This window comes from Ruegeria sp. (assembly GCF_965221235.1).
In the GTDB taxonomy this organism is placed as follows: Bacteria; Pseudomonadota; Alphaproteobacteria; order Rhodobacterales; family Rhodobacteraceae; genus Ruegeria.
Map to the genome: position 1 here is coordinate 1,628,759 of NZ_CBDCRS010000004.1, position 24,641 is coordinate 1,653,399.

At 59.5% G+C, this 24,641-nt stretch carries 24 protein-coding genes; 12 read left to right on the forward strand and 12 right to left on the reverse strand.

Annotation, left to right across the window (positions count from 1 at the left end):
- The first annotated feature begins 45 nt into the window (after nt 1–45).
- Nucleotides 46–1,122, forward strand: coding sequence for an L-dopachrome tautomerase-related protein (locus ACOQOY_RS11205; RefSeq protein WP_420585500.1), 1,077 nt, complete (start codon nt 46–48; stop codon nt 1,120–1,122).
- A gap of 38 nt (nt 1,123–1,160) precedes the next feature.
- Here ACOQOY_RS11205 and ACOQOY_RS11210 read toward each other — a convergent pair whose 3' ends face one another.
- From ACOQOY_RS11210 to ACOQOY_RS11220, 3 genes are all read right to left on the reverse strand, one after another.
- Entirely contained in the window at nt 1,161–1,907 is a 747-nt protein-coding gene (locus ACOQOY_RS11210; RefSeq protein WP_420585501.1) for an extensin family protein, read from the reverse strand.
- Nucleotides 1,908–1,920: 13 nt separating this feature from the next.
- Nucleotides 1,921–3,309 (reverse strand): adenosylhomocysteinase, encoded by a 1,389-nt coding sequence (gene ahcY, locus ACOQOY_RS11215; RefSeq protein WP_420585502.1) that lies wholly within the window; start codon nt 3,307–3,309, stop codon nt 1,921–1,923.
- Nucleotides 3,310–3,411: 102 nt separating this feature from the next.
- Nucleotides 3,412–3,726 (reverse strand): hypothetical protein, encoded by a 315-nt coding sequence (locus ACOQOY_RS11220; protein ID WP_420585503.1) that lies wholly within the window; start codon nt 3,724–3,726, stop codon nt 3,412–3,414.
- Between the two features lie 205 nt (nt 3,727–3,931).
- On the opposite strand from ACOQOY_RS11220, the gene ACOQOY_RS11225 reads away from it, so the two are divergent.
- Nucleotides 3,932–4,525: an HD domain-containing protein gene (locus ACOQOY_RS11225; protein ID WP_420585504.1), complete on the forward strand. Its 594-nt coding sequence runs from the start codon at nt 3,932–3,934 to the stop codon at nt 4,523–4,525.
- Between the two features lie 3 nt (nt 4,526–4,528).
- Here ACOQOY_RS11225 and ACOQOY_RS11230 read toward each other — a convergent pair whose 3' ends face one another.
- The 5 genes from ACOQOY_RS11230 to ACOQOY_RS11250 form a co-directional block, all read right to left on the reverse strand.
- Entirely contained in the window at nt 4,529–4,900 is a 372-nt protein-coding gene (locus ACOQOY_RS11230) for a VOC family protein (RefSeq protein ID WP_420585505.1), read from the reverse strand.
- Nucleotides 4,901–5,006: 106 nt separating this feature from the next.
- On the reverse strand, nt 5,007–5,501 hold the full coding sequence (locus tag ACOQOY_RS11235; RefSeq protein ID WP_420585506.1) for a lactoylglutathione lyase family protein: 495 nt from the start codon (nt 5,499–5,501) through the stop codon (nt 5,007–5,009).
- Nucleotides 5,502–5,581: 80 nt separating this feature from the next.
- Nucleotides 5,582–6,208, reverse strand: coding sequence for a LysE family translocator (locus ACOQOY_RS11240; RefSeq protein ID WP_420585507.1), 627 nt, complete (start codon nt 6,206–6,208; stop codon nt 5,582–5,584).
- Nucleotides 6,209–6,233: 25 nt separating this feature from the next.
- On the reverse strand, nt 6,234–6,788 hold the full coding sequence (locus ACOQOY_RS11245) for an ActR/PrrA/RegA family redox response regulator transcription factor (protein ID WP_420585508.1): 555 nt from the start codon (nt 6,786–6,788) through the stop codon (nt 6,234–6,236).
- A gap of 76 nt (nt 6,789–6,864) precedes the next feature.
- A complete protein-coding gene (locus ACOQOY_RS11250) occupies nt 6,865–7,485 on the reverse strand; it encodes an SCO family protein (RefSeq protein WP_420585509.1) in 621 nt (206 codons plus the stop codon).
- Nucleotides 7,486–7,577: 92 nt separating this feature from the next.
- On the opposite strand from ACOQOY_RS11250, the gene regB reads away from it, so the two are divergent.
- From regB to trxA, 8 genes are all read left to right on the forward strand, one after another.
- Nucleotides 7,578–8,975 carry a sensor histidine kinase RegB gene (gene regB / locus ACOQOY_RS11255; protein WP_420585510.1) on the forward strand — a complete coding sequence of 466 codons (1,398 nt, stop codon included), beginning with the start codon at nt 7,578–7,580 and terminating at the stop codon, nt 8,973–8,975.
- Between the two features lie 64 nt (nt 8,976–9,039).
- Nucleotides 9,040–10,548, forward strand: a complete 1,509-nt coding sequence (locus tag ACOQOY_RS11260) for a PAS-domain containing protein (protein ID WP_420585511.1) — start codon at nt 9,040–9,042, stop codon at nt 10,546–10,548.
- 41 nt (nt 10,549–10,589) lie between these two features.
- On the forward strand, nt 10,590–11,063 hold the full coding sequence (tsaE, locus tag ACOQOY_RS11265; protein ID WP_420585512.1) for a tRNA (adenosine(37)-N6)-threonylcarbamoyltransferase complex ATPase subunit type 1 TsaE: 474 nt from the start codon (nt 10,590–10,592) through the stop codon (nt 11,061–11,063).
- On the forward strand, nt 11,060–12,064 hold the full coding sequence (locus ACOQOY_RS11270; RefSeq protein ID WP_420585513.1) for an aminoglycoside phosphotransferase family protein: 1,005 nt from the start codon (nt 11,060–11,062) through the stop codon (nt 12,062–12,064). Before tsaE ends, ACOQOY_RS11270 begins: the two co-directional genes overlap by 4 nt.
- Nucleotides 12,061–12,747 carry a nucleotidyltransferase family protein gene (locus tag ACOQOY_RS11275; protein WP_420585514.1) on the forward strand — a complete coding sequence of 229 codons (687 nt, stop codon included), beginning with the start codon at nt 12,061–12,063 and terminating at the stop codon, nt 12,745–12,747. Before ACOQOY_RS11270 ends, ACOQOY_RS11275 begins: the two co-directional genes overlap by 4 nt.
- Nucleotides 12,740–15,667, forward strand: a complete 2,928-nt coding sequence (addB, locus tag ACOQOY_RS11280; protein ID WP_420585515.1) for a double-strand break repair protein AddB — start codon at nt 12,740–12,742, stop codon at nt 15,665–15,667. Before ACOQOY_RS11275 ends, addB begins: the two co-directional genes overlap by 8 nt.
- On the forward strand, nt 15,664–19,023 hold the full coding sequence (addA, locus tag ACOQOY_RS11285; protein ID WP_420585516.1) for a double-strand break repair helicase AddA: 3,360 nt from the start codon (nt 15,664–15,666) through the stop codon (nt 19,021–19,023). The genes addB and addA overlap by 4 nt, the downstream gene beginning before the upstream one ends.
- A gap of 60 nt (nt 19,024–19,083) precedes the next feature.
- Nucleotides 19,084–19,404: a thioredoxin gene (gene trxA / locus ACOQOY_RS11290; protein WP_298382016.1), complete on the forward strand. Its 321-nt coding sequence runs from the start codon at nt 19,084–19,086 to the stop codon at nt 19,402–19,404.
- A 55-nt stretch (nt 19,405–19,459) separates the two neighbouring features.
- Here the strand turns inward: trxA and ACOQOY_RS11295 are convergent, their stop codons facing one another.
- Both ACOQOY_RS11295 and ACOQOY_RS11300 read right to left on the reverse strand, forming a co-directional pair.
- Nucleotides 19,460–20,227 (reverse strand): FkbM family methyltransferase, encoded by a 768-nt coding sequence (locus ACOQOY_RS11295; RefSeq protein WP_420585517.1) that lies wholly within the window; start codon nt 20,225–20,227, stop codon nt 19,460–19,462.
- 153 nt (nt 20,228–20,380) lie between these two features.
- Nucleotides 20,381–20,575, reverse strand: coding sequence for a DUF1127 domain-containing protein (locus tag ACOQOY_RS11300; RefSeq protein ID WP_420585518.1), 195 nt, complete (start codon nt 20,573–20,575; stop codon nt 20,381–20,383).
- A 197-nt stretch (nt 20,576–20,772) separates the two neighbouring features.
- On the opposite strand from ACOQOY_RS11300, the gene hslV reads away from it, so the two are divergent.
- Entirely contained in the window at nt 20,773–21,330 is a 558-nt protein-coding gene (hslV, locus tag ACOQOY_RS11305) for an ATP-dependent protease subunit HslV (protein ID WP_420585519.1), read from the forward strand.
- Here hslV and ACOQOY_RS11310 read toward each other — a convergent pair.
- Nucleotides 21,322–22,563 carry an MFS transporter gene (locus ACOQOY_RS11310; RefSeq protein WP_420585520.1) on the reverse strand — a complete coding sequence of 414 codons (1,242 nt, stop codon included), beginning with the start codon at nt 22,561–22,563 and terminating at the stop codon, nt 21,322–21,324. The genes hslV and ACOQOY_RS11310 overlap by 9 nt on opposite strands.
- A gap of 107 nt (nt 22,564–22,670) precedes the next feature.
- Nucleotides 22,671–23,072 carry a DM13 domain-containing protein gene (locus ACOQOY_RS11315; RefSeq protein ID WP_420585521.1) on the reverse strand — a complete coding sequence of 134 codons (402 nt, stop codon included), beginning with the start codon at nt 23,070–23,072 and terminating at the stop codon, nt 22,671–22,673.
- 200 nt (nt 23,073–23,272) lie between these two features.
- Here ACOQOY_RS11315 and hslU point away from each other — a divergent pair, with 200 nt between their 5' ends.
- A complete protein-coding gene (hslU, locus tag ACOQOY_RS11320; RefSeq protein WP_420585522.1) occupies nt 23,273–24,580 on the forward strand; it encodes an ATP-dependent protease ATPase subunit HslU in 1,308 nt (435 codons plus the stop codon).
- Nucleotides 24,581–24,641: the final 61 nt, after the last annotated feature.

A 24,641-nucleotide genomic window follows, 5' to 3' on the forward strand; every position in this document is an offset into this window, starting at 1 on the left:
TTATTTCAAATGATATTTGCGGCAGCAGCATCAGAGGAGGAACCCATGAAACCAATATACGCTGCTGCATGCGCCCTTGCGCTAACTGCCCCAGCATTAGCTGGCCAGTTAGAGACGTATCTGGAATTCGATAAATCCATTCCACCGGGCAATCTGGCCATCGGCCCCGATGGGCGCATGTTCATGTCGGTTCATGAGTTCTACGGGCCCGAGCTGCGCATTGTCGAAGTGATGCCCGATGGTTCGACCAAGCCTTACCCGACCGAAGACTGGGCGCGCGCACCACAAGACGACGCAGATGGGCTGAACGGCGTTCTGGGCCTGCGCGCAGATCGGGATGGCATCCTGTGGATGCTCGATGGTCAGGGCGAGAACCAGACCGGGCGCATCGTTGGCTGGGATACCAATACCGAGACCCTGCACGCGATTCACTACATCGGTGCGCCGGTGGCGCGTCCCGGTTCGTTCCTGAATGATCTGGCCGTCGATCGCGATCATGAGGCGATCTACATCTCGGACACCGGCGACGGTCAGAACTCGGCCATAATCGTGGTCGATCTGGAAACCGGACGCGCGCGACGCGTGCTTGAGGGATCGAAATACACCATCCCCGAGGACACGCCGATGATCATCGACGGGCGCGAGATTAAGCTGGGCGGCAATCCCGCCAAGATCGGCATCAATCCGATCACAGTCGACCCGACAAATACTTGGGTTTACTTTGCGCCGATGACGGCCAGCGCGATGTATCGCATCCGCACCACTGACCTGTTGGATGAAAGCCTCTCGGATGCCGATCTTGAGGCGCGGGTCGAGCGGTATGGCGACAAGCCAATCTCGGACGGCTCTACGGTGGATACTGGCGGCAATGTCTACATCACCGCGATGACAGACAATGCGCTGGGCGTGACCAAACCCGATGGCAGCTATGAGGTGCTGTACCAGTCGGATGATGAATTGCCTTGGCCGGATGGGTTCTCAATCGGGGCGGATGGCTATGTCTATGCCACCATTAACGAACTGCACCGCTCTCCGGTCCTGAACGGGGGCGAGGATGCCTCCCAAGGTATCTACAAAATCGTACGCTTCAAGGCGCTGTCCGATACGGTCAGCGGACGTTGACCCCCTTCCGGCCCTGCAACACGGGGCCGGAGAACCCCCTACCGGCAATACCCCCAGCCCGGTCCCTGCAAATGGAAGTGATCCGCATGCAGGCGATTGAAGTTCGGGCTTAGAACCACGCGGAACCAGTCACAGGCCCCCTGCCCGATCCGGCGCAGAAACGCGGCATCGGGTCCGGTTGCATTCCAATCCTGCAAGAGGCTGAGCGTTCGCCCATCTGCCAGATCGACCCCTGCAATGTCAACCGAATCTGCCGTTGCATGGCTGCTCCAACGACCGTCTTGCCCCTGCGCCGTGCGCATCCGGCGGCAATTGTAACTGCCGAGATGCCGCAAGGCCCGCACGTCAGTTCCCAGCACATCCCGCGCGGCGGGTTGCACCACATGATGTTCCCACATCGCCAGACGTAACGCGGTGGTGCAGCGGGTCTCGACCCCTCGCACCCGGGTACTGACCAGCCCGGACAGCTCTCCTCGACCTGAAATGCCGCAGTTCTGGTCAATCACAAGATCTTCCATCCGGGAAAACGTAACACCTGCCTCTGACAGCGTCGCCCGGCACTGTGCCTCATCGGCCAAGGCCCGGTTTAGCTGAAATTTCGTAACCAGAGTGACAGGGGCCGTGACGGTCAGGTCACGCAACGGGTTCCAATGATCGGGCAGCGGCGTTTTCGGATGGGACAGCAACAGATACCCAGATGAGCCAACAAGAAATAGAAATACGATGATAGAAAAGAAGGACGCCGCCAGATGCATGATCCGGCGGCGTCCTGTACGTTTCGTCATTTCCGTTCCGAGATCAGTAGCGGTAGTGCTCGGGTTTGTACGGGCCTTCCGGCGCAACACCGATATAGGCCGCCTGTTCGTTGTCCATCTTGGTCAGCTTCACGCCGATGCGGTCCAGATGCAGGCGAGCGACTTTCTCATCCAGATGCTTGGGCAGGATGTAGACCTCGTTGTTGTACTGGTCGCCTTTGGTGAACAGCTCGATCTGCGCCAGAACCTGGTTGGTAAAGGAGGCCGACATCACGAAGGACGGGTGACCGGTGGCGTTGCCGAGGTTCAGCAGACGGCCTTCGGACAGCAGGATGATGCGGTTGCCCGAGGGCATCTCGATCATATCAACCTGTTCTTTGATGTTGGTCCATTTGTGGTTCTTCAGGCTGGCGACCTGAATTTCGTTGTCAAAGTGACCAATGTTGCCGACGATGGCCATGTCCTTCATCGCGCGCATATGCTCGATGCGGATCACGTCCTTGTTGCCGGTGGTGGTGATGAAGATATCCGCGCTGGCAACTTCGTCTTCCAGCAGAGTGACTTCGAAACCGTCCATGGCCGCTTGTAGGGCGCAGATCGGGTCAACTTCGGTGACTTTAACACGGGCACCCGCACCGCGCAGCGAAGCAGCCGAACCTTTGCCCACGTCTCCATAACCACACACAACCGCAACCTTACCGGCCATCATCGTGTCGGTGGCGCGGCGGATACCGTCGACCAGCGATTCCTTACATCCGTATTTGTTGTCGAATTTCGACTTGGTGACCGAGTCATTCACGTTGATCGCCGGGAACGGCAGGTGGCCGTCTTTGACCAGCTGATACAGACGGTTCACACCGGTGGTGGTTTCCTCGGAGACACCCTGAATCTGGTCACGCATTTTGGTGAACCAACCGGGCGAGGCCGCCATGCGCTTGGCGATCTGCTTCTTGATCACCTCTTCCTCTTCCGAACCGGGAACGGGGATGATGTCCTCACCCGCTTCGGCACGAGCGCCCAGCAGGATGTACAGCGTGGCGTCACCGCCATCGTCGAGGATCATGTTGGGGCCGTCTTCGAACAGGAAGGATTTGTCCAGATAATCCCAATGCTCTTCCAACGTCTGGCCCTTGATGGCGAAGACCGGAATGCCCGCCTCGGCAATCGCCGCCGCCGCGTGATCCTGGGTTGAGAAGATGTTGCACGACGCCCAGCGCACATCCGCGCCAAGAGCGGTCAGCGTTTCGATCAGTACGGCGGTCTGGATGGTCATGTGCAGCGAACCGACGATGCGCGCGCCTGACAGAGGCTTGCTTTCGCCGTATTCCGCGCGCAGAGCCATCAGGCCCGGCATTTCGGTTTCAGCGATATCCAGTTCCTTGCGGCCAAATCCGGCCAGCGAAATGTCTTTGACGATATAGTCCCCGGCCATCAGGTGCTCCATTCCGGTAAATCTCAGTCCGGACTGCCCGTAGCATTCCTAGGGGCAGGTGGCAACGCAGATGGCAAGGGAGGGGTTATTCTGCCGCTAAAATCAGCTTGGCTCACCCTTGAGTGCAATCTTCGGGATCGCTTGGAAAAAATCGGTGCCAACGGCGACAATACAACTAATGCCGTTCGCCTGGGTCACCAGAACCGTGTAGCTTCCGGTTTCCTTCGAGGTCCAGACCTCCATCACGGCTTGCGCGCCGCGGGTTTTCTGCAATCCGCCAAATACCAGCTCTTCTGAATAGCTATCCTGCAATTTGGCGATCACATGCTCGCGCTGGGCGCAGCCCTGCGCCAGAGCAGGCGGTGCGGTGGCGGCCATCCCAAAGGCCATTGCAATTCCAAACAGTCGCTTAAACATAGTACGCTCCTTTCGATACGCGTTACGTTCCGAGAGGGGCACACCGGGAGGAGCGTGCGCCCCCCTCAGCACTAATGTCGGTATCACCACGCGCCGCTTCAAAGCACGACTGGTCAAGAAAAAGTTGGCAGCTGGTGATCTCGACAGGTACATCATAGCACAAAAACGAAAAACTTACGTGTCCCACTTCACAAGGCATGGCAAAATGGCAACACAACCCAGAGCATGGCAGCGGATGCTGTCAGGTCGCCGGCTGGATCTGCTGGACCCGACCCCGGTGGACATCGAGATCGAAGATATCGCCCACGGACTGGCCTTTGTGGCCCGCTGGAACGGTCAAACCAACGGAGATTTTGCTTATTCCGTCGCCGAACACTCCCTTCTGGTTGAAGAACTGTTTGGTCGGATTGCCCCCAATTCGCCGGTGAAATGGCGGCTGGCGGCTTTGTTACACGATGCGCCAGAATATGTGATCGGAGATATGATCTCGCCGGTCAAATCCGCCGTCGGCCCCGATTACGGCGCGCTGGATGACCGTCTGGCCGCAGCGATCCATATCCGCTTCGGATTGCCCGCCGAGGTACCGAAAACGGTGAAACGGCAGATCAAAAAGGCCGACAAGATCAGCGCCTGGATGGAGGCCACCCAGATCGCGGGCTTTTCCGAGGCCGAAGCGACCAAATTCTTTGGCCGCCCGGACAAGACAATCATCGAAGGCTTACAGATCAGGCTACGCCCACCGCTTGAGGTGCGACAGGCATACACGGATCGGCATGAGGCCCTTTTGGATCAGATGTAAGTTTTAGCCGAAGACGTAAAAGCACATTTTGTTGCCGTCCAGATCGCGTGCATAAGCGCCGTAGAACTGATCCGGGATGCGCTGGCCGGGTTCGCCTTCATCCGTTGCGCCCAGATTGATGGCTTTGGCGTAAAGAGCATCCGCCTCTTCTTTAGTGGCTGCGGGAAAGGCCACCATGTTGCCATTGCCTGCCGAGCACGCCTCGCCATCATAGGGTTCGCATACGGCCAGCATGGGGGAACCTGGCTCGCTGCCGATCAGCGCGATACGACCCGCATCCAGCATGACCTTGGCGCCTTTGTCCGCGAAAAGGTTGGTGTAGAACGTCTTGGCGCGCTCCATATCTGATACGCCGATGGTCACATAGCCGATCATAATTGCATCCTGCCTTTGTTGTTGAGGAACGGTTTGCAGGGACCCTTCCTCAACACACGCAAAGGTTCAAATCACCAAAGCGTCAGCAGACGGTCAGCACGAACCGTTACTGATAGGCACCGGCCGAATAGGTCAATTCGTAAGAGTGGCTGTAAAGCTCGAACACATTGCCGAACGGATCTTCCATATAGACCATGCGATAGGGCTTTTCGCCGGGATAGTATTTGCGCACCTGTTTCATGCGCTGCTTGCCCCCCAGTTCTTCGATGATTTTGACCCGCTCTTCCAGATTGTCGTCTTGTACACAAAAGTGGAACAGGCCACGCCGCCAGTATTCAAACGGGCGTTCTTCCTCGATCGTATTGGGGAATTCGAACAGTTCGATCCCGACACCATCACCCATGGAAAGATGCGCAATCCGGAACGAGCCCCAGCCTTCGCCGAACACGTCGTCACACATCTGACCAATTGCACTGTCGTCATGGTGAACCTCGGTTGGCTCCATCAGGACGTAGAGGCCGAAGGCTTTGGAATAGAACTCGACCGCTTTTTCAAGGTCTGGGACGGTGATGCCGATATGGGAAAACGTGAGTGCGGGCATGGCTGATTTCTCCTTAGGAGGTTACGCGCATAACGAAATATCAAGTAGTGCAGTGGCAGCTTACGACCACCAAGTGCCGCCTATCGCTCAGAGGTGGCCAGCTTCAGGGCAAGCGTCAGAAAAACCATCCCGCTGATGCGGTTCAGCCAGACCTGTGCAGAGGGTGAATCTTTCAGCCAGTCGCCTAACCATCCCGCAGCCAGCGCGACCACACCAAAGACCACGATGGTCGCCACGAACATCAATGCGCCCAGCTGGTAGAACTGCGCAATGATCGAGCCGTTCAGCGGGTCCACGAATTGCGGCAGGAACGCCAAAAAGAACACCGTCACTTTCGGGTTGGCAATGTTCATGATCAGGCCGCGTCGGAACTGTTGTGGCGCGGTTTCCGAGATCGCCTGAGACTGATCGAACCGCGACGCCGAGGCGCGAAATGCCTTCCACGCCAGATACACCAGATACGCGGCCCCGGCATATTTCAGAGCGGTAAACGCATATTGCGAGGTCTGGAAAATTGCGGCCACGCCAAGCGCGACGGCAGTGGTGTGAAAAAACAGGCCCGAGGCCAGACCCAATGTCACCACAAGTCCGGCCCGCCGACCATGCACCGCCGATTGCGTCAGTACGAAAATATTGTCAGGTCCCGGCACCGCCGCCAGCGCGATTGCGGCGCCGATAAAAACCAAGGCTATCTCGGGCGGGATCATCGGGGCCTCTTGTGTTGGGCAAGGGTCAGCGCGGGCTGCGCTTGGCCAAGATCCGCTGCAATGTGCGGCGGTGCATGTTCAACCGGCGCGCGGTTTCAGAGACATTCCGGTCGCACAGCTCATACACCCGCTGGATATGCTCCCAGCGCACGCGGTCCGCGCTCATGGGGTTTTCCGGCGGCGGCGGCAGTTCGTCGCCCTTGGTCAGCAGCGCATTGGTGATGTCGGTGGCATCGGCGGGCTTGGACAGATAGTCAGTCGCGCCGATTTTCACGGCGGCCACGGCTGTGGCAATCGCTCCATATCCGGTCAGAACAACAACCCGACTGTCGGGGCGCTTTTCACGCAGCACCTCGACCACGTCCAGACCATTGCCATCCTCAAGCCGCAGATCGACCACGGCATAGGCAGGTGGGCGGGCAGTGGAAATCGCGCGGCCAGCAGCGACAGAGCCTGCGGTTTCAACCTCGAACCCGCGCTTTTCCATGGCCTTGGCCAGACGTCTCAGAAACGGCTCATCGTCATCCACCAGAAGCAGGGATTTATCGGGGCCGATATCAAGGTCAGAGCTGTCCGCCATATTCCATTCTTTCCGCTATTTCACGCCTTTGGCTTAGTCATGAGTAATAGCAGCGCCCAGCCAAAGGTCAAACGCATCACAGCTTATCCAGAAAGCACCCGACCTTGTCCGCCATCTGCTCGGCCGTGTCATCGCGGTTGAAGAATTCAAGGAATCCCTCATCCGGCGTCATCAGATAGGTAAAGGTGGAATGATCGACCAGATAGTATTCGTCGCTTTTGTCATGGGCTTTGTAGTAGGTCTTGTAGGCTTGGCTTGCGGCCTTGACCTGCTCGGGCGAGCCGGTCAGCGCGATGGTTTTGCCGCCCAGATTGAAGGCATAGTCATCCACCACCTCGGGCGTGTCTCGATCCGGGTCGATCGAGATGAACAGCGGCGTCACCGACTGGCCCCGCTCGGCCAGAATGTCCACGGCTTCGGCGTTGCGGGACATGTCGAAGGGGCAGACATCGGGGCAGAAAGTATAACCGAAATAAACCAATGTCGGCTCGGTGATCACATCCGCATCGGTAACTGTCTCACCCTTGCCGTTGATCAGTTCAAACGGGCCGCCAATGGCCGCCGCGCCGCCCGCGATCTGGCTGGAGCGGCATTGCGCGAACTGGTCATCCGACCCCGCACCACGTGTCAGCAGCCACATGGCGCCCATACCGACGGCAAGTACAATGGTTGCAAGGATGGCGTAAAGACGGACCATGACATCTATCCTGAGATCAGAGGGGTTGTTGATCGTTTCGGCCGGGACACCTATCAAGATGATCAGCCGATGCAACAGGACATAATAGACCGATGGCAAATTCCAACATCACATTATGGCGCGGTCAGGAACGCAGCAGCTGGATTCGGCTGCGCACGCTGATCCTGTTGCGCTGGGTGGCCATAGTTGGCCAGTTCACCGCCATCACGGTCGCGCAGCAATACTATGATGTGCAGCTTGAACTGGCGCTGTGTTATCTGGCTATTGGCGTCTCGGTCATGGGCAACATGACGGCCATCCTTCTGTTTCCGCAAAGCAAGCGCCTGACCGAGTTTGAGAACTTCCTGATGGTGCTGTTCGACCTGACGCAGTTGGCTGTTCTGCTGTATCTGACAGGCGGGCTGAACAACCCGTTTGCCCTGCTGCTGCTGGGCCCGGTAACAATCTCGGCCAATGTGATGAGCACGCGTTCAACCCTGATCGTGGGCGGCGTGGCGATTGTCTTGACCAGTTTGCTGGCTGAATTCCATCTGCCACTCCGCACCGGGGCTGGGGTAATGCTGGAAATCCCCGATATTCTGCTGTTCGGCAACTGGGCCGCGATTGTCATCGCCATTGTCTTTATCGGCGCATATTCCCATCGCGTCAGCTCCGAGGTTCAGTCCATGTCCGAGGCCCTCTCGGCCACCCATATGGCGCTGGCGCGGGAACAGAAACTGACCGATCTGGGCGGCGTTGTGGCGGCCGCGGCGCATGAGCTGGGAACGCCTCTGGCTACGATCAAGCTGACCAGCTCTGAGCTGATCGAGGAATTGGATGACCGCCCCGACCTGAAGGAAGACGCCGCCCTGATCCGCGAGCAGGCCAACCGCTGCCGCGATATCCTGCGTGACATGGGGCGCGCGGGCAAAGATGACCTGCATCTGCGACAGGCCCCGCTGTCGACCGTCATTCACGAGGCCGCCGAGCCGCATATCCGTCGTGGCAAGAGCGTACATTTTGCGGAAGGCCCGGCCGAAGGCGGGGACGTGCAGCAGCCCTCGATCCTGCGCAAGCCCGAGATCATCCACGGTCTGCGCAACCTGATCCAGAACGGGGTGGATTTCGCCCGCGCCAATGTCTGGGTCGAGGCCGAGTGGACCTCAGATCACATCACTGTCACTATCATGGATGACGGACGCGGCTATCCGGCGCACATGATCGGTCGGATCGGCGATCCGTTCATGCGCCGCCGCCGCAGCGACAAAGATCAGAAAACCCGCCCGGAGTACGAAGGCATGGGATTGGGCCTGTTCATCGCCAAAACCCTGCTCGAGCGCAGCGGGGCCGAGTTGCATTTTGCCAACGGGTCTGACCCTTATCAGAACCTGAGCGACAATCCCGACCGCCGGGGCGCGATCGTGCGGGTCTCGTGGCCGCGCAAGCTGGTGGATGCGCAGACCGGCGATACCCCAGTGCCCTCGGGCGCAAACCAGCGCATTCAGGTCTGAATTAAGACCCCGTTAACCATTTCGGCGCATAGTCCCGGTTTGTGGTTTCAGACCCGAGGGGCATATGGTCGACTGGATTATTCTGGCAGCTATCAGTCTGGTTTCCGCCAGTCTGGCGGTGCAGTGGCTTTTGCCGCGCACCCGGCAGCGCGGCGATAATTTCGGCCTTTCTGCGCCTGCCTCGCTGTACGACGCTGTGTTTCTGTTCGACGGCGACAGGCTGATCAGCCATTCCGATATCGCATTGGAAGGGTTCGAAGCGGTCCGTGACTGGCAAGATTTGCGGCGTTTGTTGCAACGGGACTTTCCAAGCTTTCCCGAAACCCCCGATCTGGTCCGGCGTGACGGCACTCTGGTCATTCCGGCCATTGACTGCACGGTTGAGCGGGACGTGCTGTGCGAATGGATTGACGGCATCGTCAGGGTTCACCTGCGCGACCGCTCGGAATGCCCTGCCCCAGTTCAGCGCGATGCGCAGGATCCGATCCGCCTGGCAATGGAACAAGCGCCCTATCCGGTCTGGCTGTTGGATCATCAAAGCAATGTGCGCTGGTGCAATGCAGCCTATGTTGCGCTGGTGCGCAAAGTGCGGGGTCAGGATACCGATCTGACCGCACCACTGTTTACCGGCGCGGACGGAGATGCGCGGTTGGGGGCGAAGACCCGTATCTCGATCTCGTCCGAAGAGAATGACAACAAGCTCTGGTTCGACCTGACCCTTGTGGATCATCCCGAAGGCCATCTTTGTTACGCCGTCGATATCAACGCCATTGTTGCCGCTGAAACGGCCCAGCGCAAATTCGTCCAGACGATGACGAAAACCTTCGCGCAGCTGTCGATCGGATTGGCGATTTTCGATCGCAACCGGCAGTTGGCCCTGTTCAACCCGGCGCTGATCGATCTGACCACCCTGCCCCCGGATTTCCTCAGCTGCCGCCCCAGCCTGTCCAGCTTTTTTGACCGGTTGCGCGATCAGCACATGATGCCGGAACCCAAGAATTACCGCGGCTGGCGCAATCAGATGAACGACCTGCTCGAAGCGGCCGAGGACGGGAATTATCAGGAAACCTGGTCGCTGCCGTCAGGATCGGTCTATTCGGTCAGCGGACGCCCCCACCCGGACGGTGCCGTGGCCTTTTTGTTCGAAGATATCACCGCTGAGATCACGTTGACGCGCCGGTTCCGTTCGGAAATGGACCTGATGCAATCGGTGCTGGACAAGCTGGTCGATGCCATCGCGGTCTTTGGTGATGACGGAACGCTGGCCTTCACCAACCGCGCCTATCAGCAATTGTGGGGCGATACAGGTGAGGCTGGCTTTGAGCCGGATACAGTGCTGGATGTAACGCGCGGATGGCAGGAACAATGCGCCGCCTCGCCAATTCTGGGCGAAATCCGCGACTTCGTGGAAATGCGCGACAACCGCGCCGAATGGTCCAGTGCTCTGCGACTGCGCAATGGCACCAACCTCACCTGCACCGTCAGTCCGATGCAGAACGGCGCGACGATTGTCCGCTTTGCGGCGGATGAGCACGCAATGGCTGATACGCCGATCCAACAAATCAGCGCCTGAACCGGGTTGCAGCCGACCGGGCGTAAGGCCATTGTGACGCCATGACGTTACAGGCCCGTTCGATCACCCTGAATTCACCCGAAGATACCGCGGCGATGGCCACGCGGCTGGGTGCGGAACTGCGCCCCGGCGACATTCTGCTGCTCGAAGGTGAGATCGGCACCGGCAAAACCCATTTCGCCCGCAGTCTGATCCAGTCGCTGATGACAGTGCCCGAGGATGTCCCTTCACCCACTTTCACGCTGGTGCAGGCATACGACACGCCGCCCGGCGAGATCTGGCATTGCGATTTGTACCGGCTGAGCGCCCTGGAAGAGATCGAGGAACTGGGCCTGTCCGAGGCATTCGACAGCGCCATCTGCCTGATCGAATGGCCCGAGAAACTGGGGCCGCTGACGCCTACTTCTGCCCTGACTTTACACTTAAAAACAGACCCTAATATTATGGAAAAACGCCAACTGACCCTGTCATGGTCCGACCCGAAATGGTCCCGGAAACTGGAGAATACCCAATGACGAACCGGGCAGTACTGGCCGAGGCTCTGATAGCTCAAACACCCTGGTCCAACGCAACGCGCGCGCCTTTGGCCGGGGATGCCTCGAACCGCCGATACGAAAGATTGACCGATCCCGACACCGGGCGCACGGCAGTGTTCATGGACTCTCCTCCAGGCAAGGCCGAACCGGTTGAGGCTTTTGTCCGCATGGCCGAATATCTGCGTAAAATCGGCCTGAGCGCTCCTGAGATCTATGCCGAAGACACCGAGTTTGGCTTTCTTCTGCTGGAAGATCTGGGCGACGATTTGTTCGCCCGCGTTCTTGAGCAATCCCCAAAGATGGAACGCGAGCTTTATGAGGCCGCAACTGATGTGCTGGTCGAGCTGCATAAAGCCCCCACTCTGTCGCTGTCGTCTTATGATCCGACCCTAATGACCGAACTGGCGGCGCTGTCATTCACCAAATACGCGCAGGCCATTCTGGGAGATCACGATGCAGACGCGCGGGTCCGGTTCGAGCATCGTTTCTCGGACATTCTGCATCGCGAAACCTCGGGCTGCAAAGTGGTCGTACAACGCGATTATCACGCCGAGAACATGATCTGGCTGCCGGATCGCGAGGGGGTGAAGCGCGTGGGCCTGCTGGATTTTCAAACCGCCATGCTGGGCCATCCCGCCTATGATCTGGTTTCGATGCTTCAGGACGTGCGCCGCAACGTGGCACCAGGGACTGAGATGCGGATGGTGAACCGGTACATCTCAGCGACCGGTGTGGACGATCATGATTTTCGCACTGCCTACGCAGTGCTGGGAGCGCAACGGAACCTGCGGATTTTGGGTGTCTTCGCCCGGCTGGCGACGGAATACGGCAAACCCCAGTATATCGACCTGATCCCATCCACCTGGGCGCATCTGATGCGGGACCTGAACCACCCAGCCCTGATTACGGTTGCCGATCTGCTGCGAGAGGCCCTGCCCGCGCCTATCCCGGAAAATCTGGACAGGCTCAGACAGACATGACCCAACACCCCGATGCCGTGATGCTGTTTGCCGCCGGGTTCGGCACCCGGATGGGCGCTCTGACAAAGGACCGGCCCAAGCCGCTGATCGAGGTCGCGGGCCGTCCGTTGATCGACCATGCCCTGGATTTGGTGGACGATCTGGGACCCGATCGCACCGTGGCCAACCTGCATTACCTGCCCGATCAGCTTGAGACGCATCTGGCCCCGAAAGGCGTGCTGTTGTCCCACGAACAACCCGAAATTCTAGAAACCGGCGGCGGTCTGCGCGCCGCTCTGCCCTTGCTGGGGCCCGGGCCGGTCTACACCCTGAATACGGATGCGATCTGGGCCGGACCGAACCCGTTGGCCCTGCTGCGCGCGGCGTGGGACCCGGACCGAATGGACGCCTTGCTGATGTGCGTTCCTGTCGAACAGACAATCGGTCATGCCGGACCGGGCGATTTCACCGCTGACGTTCAGGGTCGGATCACCCGCGGTCCCGGCTTGGTCTATGGGGGTGCGCAGATCATGAAAACTGACGGGTTGGCGGCGATTTCAGACGGTGCGTTCTCGCTGAATGTTCTCTGGGATCAAATGCATAAACAGGGTCGACTGTTCGCCGCCACCTATCCCGGTCGCTGGTGCGATGTGGGCCGGCCCGAAGGGATCGCCTTGGCCGAAGGCTTGATCGCTGATGTTTGAGCCCAGTGCCGCGCCTCGAGTCTTTGCCGTGCCGCCGGGCGCGGACTTTCCCAAAACACTGGTAGAGGGGCTGCGCCGCCGCTCTGCCAACCGCCCGCCCGAGGCTTTGGCGCGCGTGCAGCTGGTGGTGAATACCCGCCGCATGGCCCGTCGCGTACGTGAGTTGTTTGATCAGGGTCCGGCCTGCCTGCTGCCGCGCCTCTCTTTGGTCACCGATCTGGGCGAAAGCGTGGATCTGGCGCAAATCCCACCCGCCATCCCGCCGCTGCGGCGCAGGCTGGAACTGACACAGCTGATCTCTAAGCTGTTGGAGCAACAGCCAGATCTGGCGGCGCGATCCTCGCTGTTTGACCTGTCCGACACTCTGGCCGCATTAATTGACGAGATGCAGGGCGAAGGGGTTTTACCCGGTGCAATCCGGCAACTGGATGTCAGCGACATGTCCGGCCACTGGGCGCGCGCGCAGGCTTTCATTGGTATCGCGGATCACTTTGTCGACTCGGGTCCTGATGCGCTGGACGCGCAGGCGCGGCAGCGGCTGGTAGTGGAAAACCTGATTGACCGCTGGCAGGAGACACCGCCGAAACACCCGGTGATCCTTGCAGGCTCAACCGGGTCACGCGGCACCACCCTGATGCTGATGGAGGCCGTGGCTCGCCTGCCGCAAGGCGCACTGATCCTGCCGGGGTACGATTTCGACCAACCGGATCATGTGTGGCAGGGGTTGGATGACGCGCTGACCTCGGAAGATCACCCGCAATACCGGTTCCGCAAGTTGATGACCCGGCTTGAGCTACAGCCAGACCAGATCGAACATTGGACCAATGACCCTGCCCCGTCCCCTGCCCGTAACCAGCTGATTTCGCTTGCTTTACGTCCTGCCCCGATCACCGACGCGTGGATGTCCGAAGGGCCGTGCCTGACCGATCTGGACGGCGCGACAAAAGATCTGACACTGGTTGAGGCGCAATCCCCGCGCGCCGAGGCATTGGCCATCGCGCTACGCCTGCGCGAAGCAGCGGAAACCGGTCAGGCCGCAGCGCTGATCACACCCGACCGCATGCTGACCCGTCAGGTCAGCGCTGCACTGGATCGCTGGAACATTCTGCCCGATGACAGCGCGGGCCTTCCATTGCAACTGTCACCTCCGGGTCGATTCCTGCGTCACGTGGCGGGACTGTTTGCGCGGCGGTTGGAGGGTGAAGCGCTGCTGACCTTGCTGAAACATCCACTCTGCCATGGCGGCGGCGATCGTGGCGCACATCTGCTGCATACCCGCGATCTGGAATTGGACCTGAGGCGGCACGGCCCGCCATTCCCCGACAGCGCCAGCCTGACCGCCTTTGCTATCCGCAAAGAGGCGCCAGAGGATTGGATGCGCTGGCTGATCACCCATTTCTGCGATCAGCACATCACCGGTGAGCTGCCTTTGTCTGACTGGGTCAACCGCCTGCGTGCATTGGCCGAAGCGATCTCGACCGGCAGCGAAGGTGAGATCGGCCCGCTGTGGGAGAAGAACGCAGGTCAAAAGGCGCTGTCGGTTTTGACCGCGCTGGAGGATGAGGCTGGACATGGCGGCCCTATGACCGCCCATGATTTCGCTGATCTGCTGGGCGCGCTGTTGGCGGGGGAAGAGGTTCGCGACCGCGACGCGCCGCATCCGCACATCATGATCTGGGGCACGCTCGAAGCGCGGGTGCAGGGGGCCGATCTGCTGATTCTGGGAGGGCTGAACGAAGGCAGCTGGCCCGAGGCCGCCGCACCCGACCCGTGGCTGAACCGTCAGATGCGCGATAAGGCCGGTCTTTTGCTGCCCGAACGCCGCATTGGTCTTTCAGCTCATGATTTCCAGCAGGCGGTCGGCGCACCCGAAGTCTGGCTGACCCGCGCGACCCGTTCCGATGACGCCGAAACCGTCCCGTCGCGCTGGTTGAACCGGATGACGAACCTGTTGCAGGGGTTGCCGGGGCAGGGTGGTCCCCAAGCTTTGACCGCTATGCGCGCTCGGGGTCAGGAATACCTGCGCTGGTCGGAACAGTTAGAGGCCGCACCCCGGATCGAACCCGCGCCGCGCCCGTCTCCGCGCCCACCGGTTGCCGCACGCCCGCGCCGTATGAGCGTCACCGAAATCAAACGTCTGATCCGCGATCCATACGCGATCTACGCCAAACATGTTCTGCGTTTGCGCCCGCTGGACCCGCTGGTGCAGGCCCCGGATGCGTTGCTGCGCGGGATCGTCATCCACGAAATCCTCGAACATTTCGTCAAGGACAGCGTGCTTGATACAGCTTTGCTGACCAGAGAGAACTTCCTGAAACGCGCCGAAACCCTGTTGGACAAGCATGTCGCTTGGCCGACTGCGCGCAAGTTGTGGCTGGCGCGGCTTGAACGGATTGCTGACGATTTCCTGACTGCGGAAATTGCTCGTCGTGGCGACGGCGGGCCAGTGGCCTTTGAAGCCGCGATGAAACTGGTGCTGTCGCCGCTGGATTTCACCATCGCTGGCCGCGCCGACCGGATTGATCACAACAGCCGCGGTGCGCTGCGGATCGTGGACTACAAAACCGGCACCCCTCCAACCGAAAGTCAGCAGGCCAAGTTTGACAAGCAGCTGCTGATCGAGGCCGCCATGGCTGAGCAGGGCGCTATCGAGGGCATCGACCCGTTGCCCGTGGCAGAGGCGGTCTTCATAGGCATGGGCGGCACCTACAAAGAGGTCGCAGCCCCCTTGGCCAAAGAGCCGCCAGACAAGGTTTTGGCAGAGCTAAAAGAGTTGATTTCTGCCTATTTAGAGCCTGATCAGGGCTTCACTTCTCGCCGGATGCTGCACAAGGACACCGATATTGGCGACTATGATCATCTGGCACGTTTCGGCGAATGGGACCGCACCGATGAAACCGATCCTGAGGTGCTGAAATGAGCGCCCGCAATGATGCGACAGAACGGCAGGTGCAGGCGGCGCGGCCCGATGCCTCAACCTGGTTGGCGGCAAACGCGGGATCGGGCAAGACGCGGGTTCTGACCGACCGGGTGGCCCGCTTGCTGCTGGGCGGGGTGCAGCCGCAGCACATCCTTTGCCTGACCTACACCAAGGCCGCGGCCAGTGAGATGCAGAACAGGCTGTTCAAGCGGCTCGGGGAATGGGCGATGCTGGGGGATACCCCCTTGCTGGCGCAGCTGACCGATCTGGGCGTGCCCGGGGTCATTGATCCTGACCGGCTGGCGCAGGCGCGCACCCTGTTTGCGCGCGCGATTGAGACGCCGGGTGGGTTGAAAATCCAGACCATCCACTCGTTCTGTGCCTCGCTTTTGCGGCGTTTTCCGCTTGAAGCCGGAGTCAGCCCGCAATTCTCTGAAATGGAGGATCGCGCCGCGGCCCTGTTACGCGATGAGATTGTTGAGGATTTTGCCGAAGGACCGCAGGCTACGCTGATCGAGGATGTCGCCCGGTTCGTCACCGATACGGGCTTTGAAAACCTCACCTCAGCCATCACTCACAAACGTAATCTGTTCGCGCAGCCGTTGGACTGGGCCGATCTGCTGCGAAAATTCGAACTGCCAGAGGGAATTGATGAGGACGCCCTAAAAGCCCGCGTGTTTCTGGGTGGTGAGGTCGACCTGATCCGCTCGATCCTGCCCGCATTGACGGAAAGCGGCGGCAACAATGCCAAGGCGGCGGTCAAACTGGCGTCATTTACCGAAGCTCGGATCGGCAGTCTGCCCATTTTGGAAAGCGTGTTTCTAACCGGAAAGGCCGCTAAGGAGCCCTTTACCGCCAAGATCAACAGTTTTCCCACCAAGGCCCTGCGCGAAGGGGCGTTGGCCGCGCAGATGCCGCAGCTGGAATCCCTCATGCTGCGGGTCGAAGCTGCGCGGGAACAGAGATTGGCGCTGATTGCCGCGCGCAAGACGCATGTCCTGCACCGTTTCGCCGCCGCCTTCCTGCCCGAATATGAACGGCGCAAACAACTGCGCGGCTGGCTGGATTTCGACGATCTGATCCTCCGCGCACGGCAGGTTCTGAATGACCCGGCGGTGGCGGAATGGGTGCTGTACCGACTGGACGGCGGCATCGACCATATCCTCGTGGACGAGGCGCAGGACACCAGCCCCGATCAATGGGATGTGGTTGAGAAACTGGCGCAGGAATTCACCAGCGGCGAGGGCGCAAGATCCGGGGTTGAGCGCACGATCTTTGTGGTCGGCGACAAGAAACAATCGATCTATTCCTTTCAGGGGGCCGACCCGGCAGCCTTTGACAGAATGCAGCAGGAATTTGGGCGCAGATTGGCTGAATCAGGCTCTAAACTGTGGGATTCGACGCTGGAGTATTCGTTCCGATCCTCCAGCGCAATCCTGTCTCTGGTCGATATCCTGTTCGAAAATCGGGCTGAGGCCGGGTTTCACAAGGACAGCCAGCACCGCGCATTCAAATCCGATCTGCCCGGCCGGGTCGATCTGTGGCCGGTTGTCGAAAAAGTCGAAGACGACGAGGATGGCGACTGGACCGATCCGGTCGACCGACCCGGATCGCGGCATCACACTGTCATACTGGCCGAGAAGGTGGCGCAATCCATCAGGAACATGATCGAGCGCGGCGAGACGATCCCCGAAGATGGCGAGGCCCCCGGCACTTTCGTGCGGCGTAAGGTACAGCCGGGCGATTTCCTGATCCTAGTACAGCGCCGATCCGATCTGTTTGCCGAGATCATCCGCGCCTGTAAGGCCGAAGGTCTGCCCATCGCAGGGGCTGACCGTCTGAAAGTCGGCGCTGAACTGGCCGTGAAAGACCTTGCTGCGCTGCTGAGTGTTCTGGCTACGCCCGAAGACAGCCTGTCGCTGGCCACCGTACTGAAATCACCGTTGTTTGGTTGGAGCGAACAGCAGTTGTTCGATCTGGCGCATCGGCGGCAGGAGCAATTCTTGTGGGCGGCTCTGCGTCAACGGGCTGATGACTTCCCTGAAACGCTGGAAATTCTAAATGATCTGAGGGGTCAGATCGACTTTCTGCGCCCTTATGACCTGATTGAACGCATTCTGACCCGCCATGACGGCCGGAGAAAGCTGTTGGGGCGTCTGGGGGCCGAGGCCGAGGACGGGATCAACGCGTTGCTGTCGCAGGCGCTGGCCTATGAACGCACGGATATTCCCAGCCTGACCGGTTTCCTTGTCTGGATGCAAACCGACGATCTGGAAATCAAACGTCAAATGAGCGGCGTCGGCAACATGATCCGGGTGATGACGGTGCATGGCTCCAAAGGGTTGGAAGCGCCGATCGTGATCCTGCCGGATACCGGCAAACGGCAGGCACCACGCGACGCCGAGATTATGGTGGGCGAGGGCACACCACTGTGGAAAGTACCGGCTGACGCGTCCCCTGCATTGATTGCGCAAGCCAGGGCCGAGGCGCGAGCGCGAGAGGAGAATGAGCGCCTGAGGTTGCTTTATGTGGCTCTAACACGGGCTGAAAAGTGGCTCATCGTCGGTGCGGCCGGGGATGTCGGTAAAGACGGAACCAGTTGGTATCAGATGGTAGAGGCCGCGATGTCGGCAGCAGGGGCTACTCAGCTGCCCGGTTCTGAGACACTTCGTTTGGCTCACGCAGATTGGGACTCGCTGCCGCTTGTCGAACACACGGAAGCAAAGATTGCCGAAACGCCTTTGCCCGAACATTTCAACTCTCCGGCCACCCAGCCAGATGTCGCGCCGATTACACTCAGCCCATCCGATCTGGGCGGGGCCAAAGCGCTGCCCGGAGATACGGGACAGGATGAAGAGGCTGCCAAGCTGCGCGGCACGCGCCTACATCTGCTGTTGGAGCACTTGCCTGCGGTCGCGCAAGAAAACTGGCCGCGGCTTTGCGCAAGAATTCTACCCGATATGCACGAGACCGAACGGCAAGAGCTGCTGACCGAGGCGCAAAATGTCCTGACCGCCGATCAGTTGCAATCGGTTTTTGCCGGTAACGCGCTGGCCGAAGTTCCGGTGTCCGCTGATCTGAGCGGTCATCGTATGCATGGCGTAATCGACAGGTTGATCGTGACCGATACCGAAGTGCAGGTGATTGATTTCAAATCAAATGCCACCGTTCCCGACGCCCCGTCGGCCTGCCCGGAAGGGTTACTGCGCCAGATGGGGGCCTATGCGCAGGCTTTAGCGCAGATCTATCCGGGGCGCGATATCCGAACGGCAATATTGTGGACGCGCACGGCCAGCCTCATGTGGTTGCCACACGATCTTGTGACGGATGCGCTGGCCCGCACCCAGATATCTTGACCTCGGACTGCGGCGACCCTACGTTCTGATCCCGAGTTTACCCCATTCAGGAGACAGAATATGTCGACCGTAGCCGTTACCGACGATACCTTTGACGCCGAAGTCAAGAATTCCGACATCCCCGTGGTTGTCGATTTCTGGGCGGAATGGTGTGGCCCCTGTAAGCAGATCGGCCCCGCTCTGGAAGAGCTGGCCGCCGAATATGGCGACAAGGTAAAAATCGCCAAGGTAGATGTGGACAGCAACCCGAACTCGGCCGCTGCAATGGGCGTGCGTGGTATCCCGGCGCTGTTCATCTTCAAAGACGGTCAGGTTGTTTCGAACCGCGCAGGCGCGGCGCCGAAGGCTGCACTGCAAAGCTGGATCGACGAATCCATCTGATCCGGTTGCAATCGGACAGAACGGGCATCGCGCTGCGGTGCCCGTTTTTCTTTGCCTAAGTCTCGGCCGCGCTGATCCATTCGTGTGGCAGATCCAGCGCCGGTGCTTTTGCCCGGTGCCGCCGGTCCAGCGGGTGCGGGAAGTTCTGTGCGGGGATCATCTGCTTTGCCCGATCCCGCCGCAGGAAGGTCGCCTCAATCACGCGCGGGAAATGCGCGTCGTCAACCTCGACCGTACCCGAAGCGTTGTTTGGGTGAATATGGGCACAGACATAGTTGTCTTTTAGCGCCGTCAGCGCCGGGAATGCGCGCTTGAACGATGCCGGTTTGATCAGGATCGACGGAATGCGGTGAAGTTCCAGCACGATGATGCGAAACCGGTTCAGATAGTCGGGCGGCAGGGTGGACAGAACGTTATATTCCGCCCCCTCAATATCCATTTGCAGGATCATGTCCCCTTCGGGCGGTGCGAACTGATCCATCCAGTCCTGCAACGAAATGACATCGGGGCCGGATTTCGCCGCCAGATGCTTTTTGACAAAGACCGCGTTCGGGATATCCAGCATCGGTTCATCCACCGACCCATCCGCCATGAACGAAGGAATCCCGTGTTTGGCCAGATCAAGCTCGAAACTGGATTGCTGCGACACACCCGGAGAGAAACAAGCGGCGATATCCTCAAGATCATTCGGCAGCAGATAGCCGCCATCGCCAAAATCCCCGATGCGGATCAGCTTGTACCCCAGATCATAAGGCCGCACGACATCGGCAAAAAACGCCCGTCGGTCGGCATTGGTCATGTCAGGGTCGGGTGTTGAGGGCATCAGGACTCCGAAAGGGAAGAATTCCGCTGGGTGTCAAAGTCTTGTCACGCGCTGATGCCAGTTTCAAGCGGGGGTTGGGACCTGTCGCCTGCCACAAAAAATAAAAGCCGCCCCAAATTTGGGCGGCTTGAGCTTTGACGGTCCTGACGCGGATCAGATTTTTCTGATGTCGCCGCGGATCAGACCGATATCGGCCAGTTGAGCGTCGCTCAGTTCCGACAAAACCTTGCGGGTTTTGCGGGTTGCGTTCCACTGAACCGCATTTTCGTAGGTGCTGTAGATCGCGTCCACTACGTGCAGGATGGTAGCTGCTCCGAGCGGCGCATGGATGTTTGCTGTAGTTGCCATTTGCGCATTCCTTGTAACTGAAACAGCCGACCCATTGTCGGTTGTGAGTTTCATTTAGGATGTTCCTCCGAGTCTCACAATTGCTCGTTCGACAGCCCCGATTTGCGATTCTTGCATATCTTTTAAGCGGTTTGTGAACTGTTGCGCTGCGGGCGGGTCCGGCCCATATAGGATGCCAGTCGAGAACGGAGGCTTTTATGGCGGACAACGAATTTCCCGGTTGGCATGGCACAACCATCATTGGCGTCAAAAAGGGCGGTCAGGTGGTGATTGCCGGTGACGGTCAAGTCAGTCTGGGCCAGACCGTGATCAAAGGCACTGCGCGGAAAGTGCGCCGCCTCACGCCAGGTGGATTCGAGGTTGTCGCCGGGTTTGCCGGATCGACCGCGGATGCCTTTACGCTGCTGGAACGGCTGGAGGCCAAGCTTGAGGCCACGCCGGGACAATTGGCCCGCGCCTCGGTCGAATTGGCCAAGGACTGGCGCACCGACAAATACCTGCAAAAGCTTGAAGCGATGCTGATCGTCACCGACGGCAAAGACTTGCTGGTGATTACCGGGGCAGGGGACGTGCTGGAGCCCGAGCACAACGTGGCGGCCATCGGATCGGGCGGCAACTTCGCTCTGGCTGCTGCGCGCGCGATGATGGACAGCGACAAAGAGGCCGAACAGGTGGCGCGTGAGGCAATGGCGATTGCCGCCGATATCTGCGTCTATACCAACGGCAATCTGACGGTTGAGACAATATCAGGCTAACAGCGTCTTTATCTCTTTCCCTTTCCAGCGGCGGTGCATTCCGATCAGGCCGCAGATCGCGGCGATGACCACGATGTAGTAGGGCACGCGGATGTCGATGCTCATCAACCCACCGCCGATCAGGGACATGACGCCGCCGGCCAAACAGAAGACGGCGGTGGTCACGCCCATGACCCAGCCCTGATCCGCCTCGCTGACGCTGGCCGAGAACAGGCCCAGCATTGTCGGGTAGGCAATGCCGAACAGGAAGTAGAAGAAGAAGACCGGCACATAGCTGAGCACGCCGCTGGGGCTGAATGCAAAACCCAGCCCGCAGATCACCATCACGATCAGCGAGGTGTGGATGATTGCGTGCTTGCTGAACCTCTCTTGCGCGGGTTTGACAAGGAAGGTGCTGGAGAAGGCCAGCGCAAAGCCGATGACCACCATCGCCATGCTGCCACCTATCACGCCATAACCAAAGGCGCTGGTCAGGAAGTTGTCGACGAAGACGTAGAAGGTCACGTTGGCAATCATGAAGAACGCATAGACCGGCAGGATTTTCAGAACCATCGGATGGCCGCGCACGGCGATCAAACTGTCGGTGATGTCGCGCGGGCGGAACACGAAAGGCGCGCGTTCGGCGCGGGTGTCCTTGAAGAATACCGCCACAAGGAAGATAGCAATCAGCACCAGAACGAAGGCCCCATAGAACGGCATTTTCAGGGTTGCATAGCTGCCCAGCAGGGCGGCATCGGACAGGACCGCTCCGATAATCGGGCCGCCGACAAGACCAAAGCTGACACCGGTCACGATGTATCCCATATTGCGGTCGCGGTCGGCGGCATCGGTGCTGCCATCAATCATCGCCGCCTGCGCGATGGGTTGGTTGCCAGCCGTGAAGCCGGTGATCGAACGCCCGACGATCAACAGCAACAGGCTGTTCATATAGAGCGCGGCTATGGTCAGGGCGTAGCCGACCAGCGCTCCGCCCAGACAAACCAGAAGTGCGTTCTTGCGTCCGATCGAATCCGAGACTTTCGAGACGTAAACGACCCCCAGAAACCACGACAGAAAGAAACACCCGATCACGAGACCGTAGTAGAAATGCCTCCGACCTACAGGCGTGCTGTCGGGCAGGAACCCGGATTTCGTTTCCATGATCAGGGAGTTGATGATCGGAAAGACCAGCCCTTGCCCGATCAGGTCGACAAATACCACGAACAACAAGGTGATCTTGGCAATCTTGGTCATAAAAAAACGCCCCCGGTTCCAATACCTTGGGGCGAGTGTAACAGACAGTTGTCCTGTTACCTAACCGAGTGTCAGAGGCCGGACGAACCGACCCCTGACCAGAGTGGTTATTTCAGCGATGCAACGCCCAGCGGTACACCGGCGACCTCGCACCAGATGTACACTTCGTTGTAGCCCGACACGTCCATGGTCGGCGGCACGGCATAGGATTGCTTGCCCGTCAGGTGCAGCAGCGCGCCCAGTTTGCTGTCGGGGGCGTACTCACCATCTTTGCCGAAAGCAACGCGCGGATCAGGGCCACCGTCCAGCGAGAAGTCGTCGCCCAGCTCAACAATGTAACGGTCGCCTTCCTTGACCAGCTTCACCGAACCGCTGGTGATGTGGTTCGAACGACCCTCGAACGAGCCTTTCTTTTTGGCGCCACCGGCCAGAGCAGTGGTAGTGCCGGCCAGGGTCAGGGCCGCGCCAGCGGCAGCAGCTTTCACGAAAAGCGAACGACGGTTCATCATGATCAGGTATCTCCATAAGACAGTTCCGGGCAGGGATGCCCGTTGCGGAAATATATGCAGCAATGAATGCTTGTATGGCGATTCACATCATCACGCATTTTCGTGTGCCTCGTGTGAGTTACCGTGATCTTTGCGTGATCGGCTTGTGTTTTCGCCCTGCATGATTAGGTTCCGCTGCGAAACAGACGGATAGAACGCACATGACCGACCTGACCCCGCGCGAGATTGTCTCGGAACTGGACCGCTTCATCATCGGACAGAAAGACGCCAAGCGCGCCGTTGCCGTGGCGCTGCGCAACCGCTGGCGTCGCAAACAACTGGCCGATGACATCCGGGATGAGGTTTACCCCAAGAACATCCTGATGATCGGCCCCACCGGTGTTGGCAAGACCGAGATCAGCCGTCGTCTGGCAAAACTTGCCCGCGCACCGTTTATCAAGGTTGAAGCCACCAAATTCACCGAAGTCGGATATGTCGGCCGTGACGTGGAACAGATCGTGCGCGATCTGGCCGATGCCGCCATCATCCAGACCCGCGAATACATGCGCGAAGACGTCAAGGCCAAAGCTCATCAGGCCGCCGAGGATCGCGTGATCGAGGCCATTGCCGGAACTGACGCCCGCGAAGGGACGCGCGAGATGTTCCGCAAAAAGCTGAAAGCGGGCGAGCTGGACGACACGGTGATCGAGCTGGAACTGTCCGACACCTCGAACCCGATGCCGATGTTCGATGTTCCCGGCCAGCCCGGCAGCCAGATGGGCATGATGAATCTGGGTGATATCTTCGGCAAAGCCTTCGGCGGGCGCACCGTCAAGAAACGCATGACCGTGGCCGAAAGCTATGACGCCCTGATCGGGGAAGAAGCCGATAAGCTGCTGGATGATGAAACCGTGAACCGCGTGGCGCTGGAATCGGTGGAGCAGAACGGCATCGTCTTTCTGGATGAGATCGACAAGGTCTGCGCCCGGTCCGACGCGCGGGGCGGCGATGTCAGCCGCGAAGGGGTACAGCGCGACTTGCTGCCCTTGATCGAAGGCACAACCGTTTCAACCAAATACGGCGCGGTGAAAACAGACCACATCCTGTTCATCGCCTCGGGGGCGTTCCACATTGCCAAACCCTCGGACCTGTTGCCGGAACTTCAGGGTCGCCTGCCGATCCGTGTGGAACTGCGTGCCCTGACCGAGGAGGATTTCGTCCGCATCCTGACCGAAACCGACAATGCCCTGACCCGCCAATACACGGCGCTGATGGGGACCGAGGAAGTCACCGTCAGCTTTACCGAAAACGGCATCGCGGCGTTGGCCCGGATCGCAGCGGACGTGAACCAAAGTGTCGAGAACATCGGCGCGCGCCGGCTTTACACGGTGATGGAGCGGGTGTTCGAGGAACTGTCCTTCACCGCACCCGATCAGGCCGGGGCCGAGATCACCGTGAACGCACAGTTCGTGGAAGACAATCTGGGTGAACTGACCAAATCCACCGACCTCAGCCGTTACGTTCTGTAACAGCCTCAGCCGGTTTTCGCCGTGCCAATGGCCTCATGTCGCTGGACGTGGGGCCAGAATT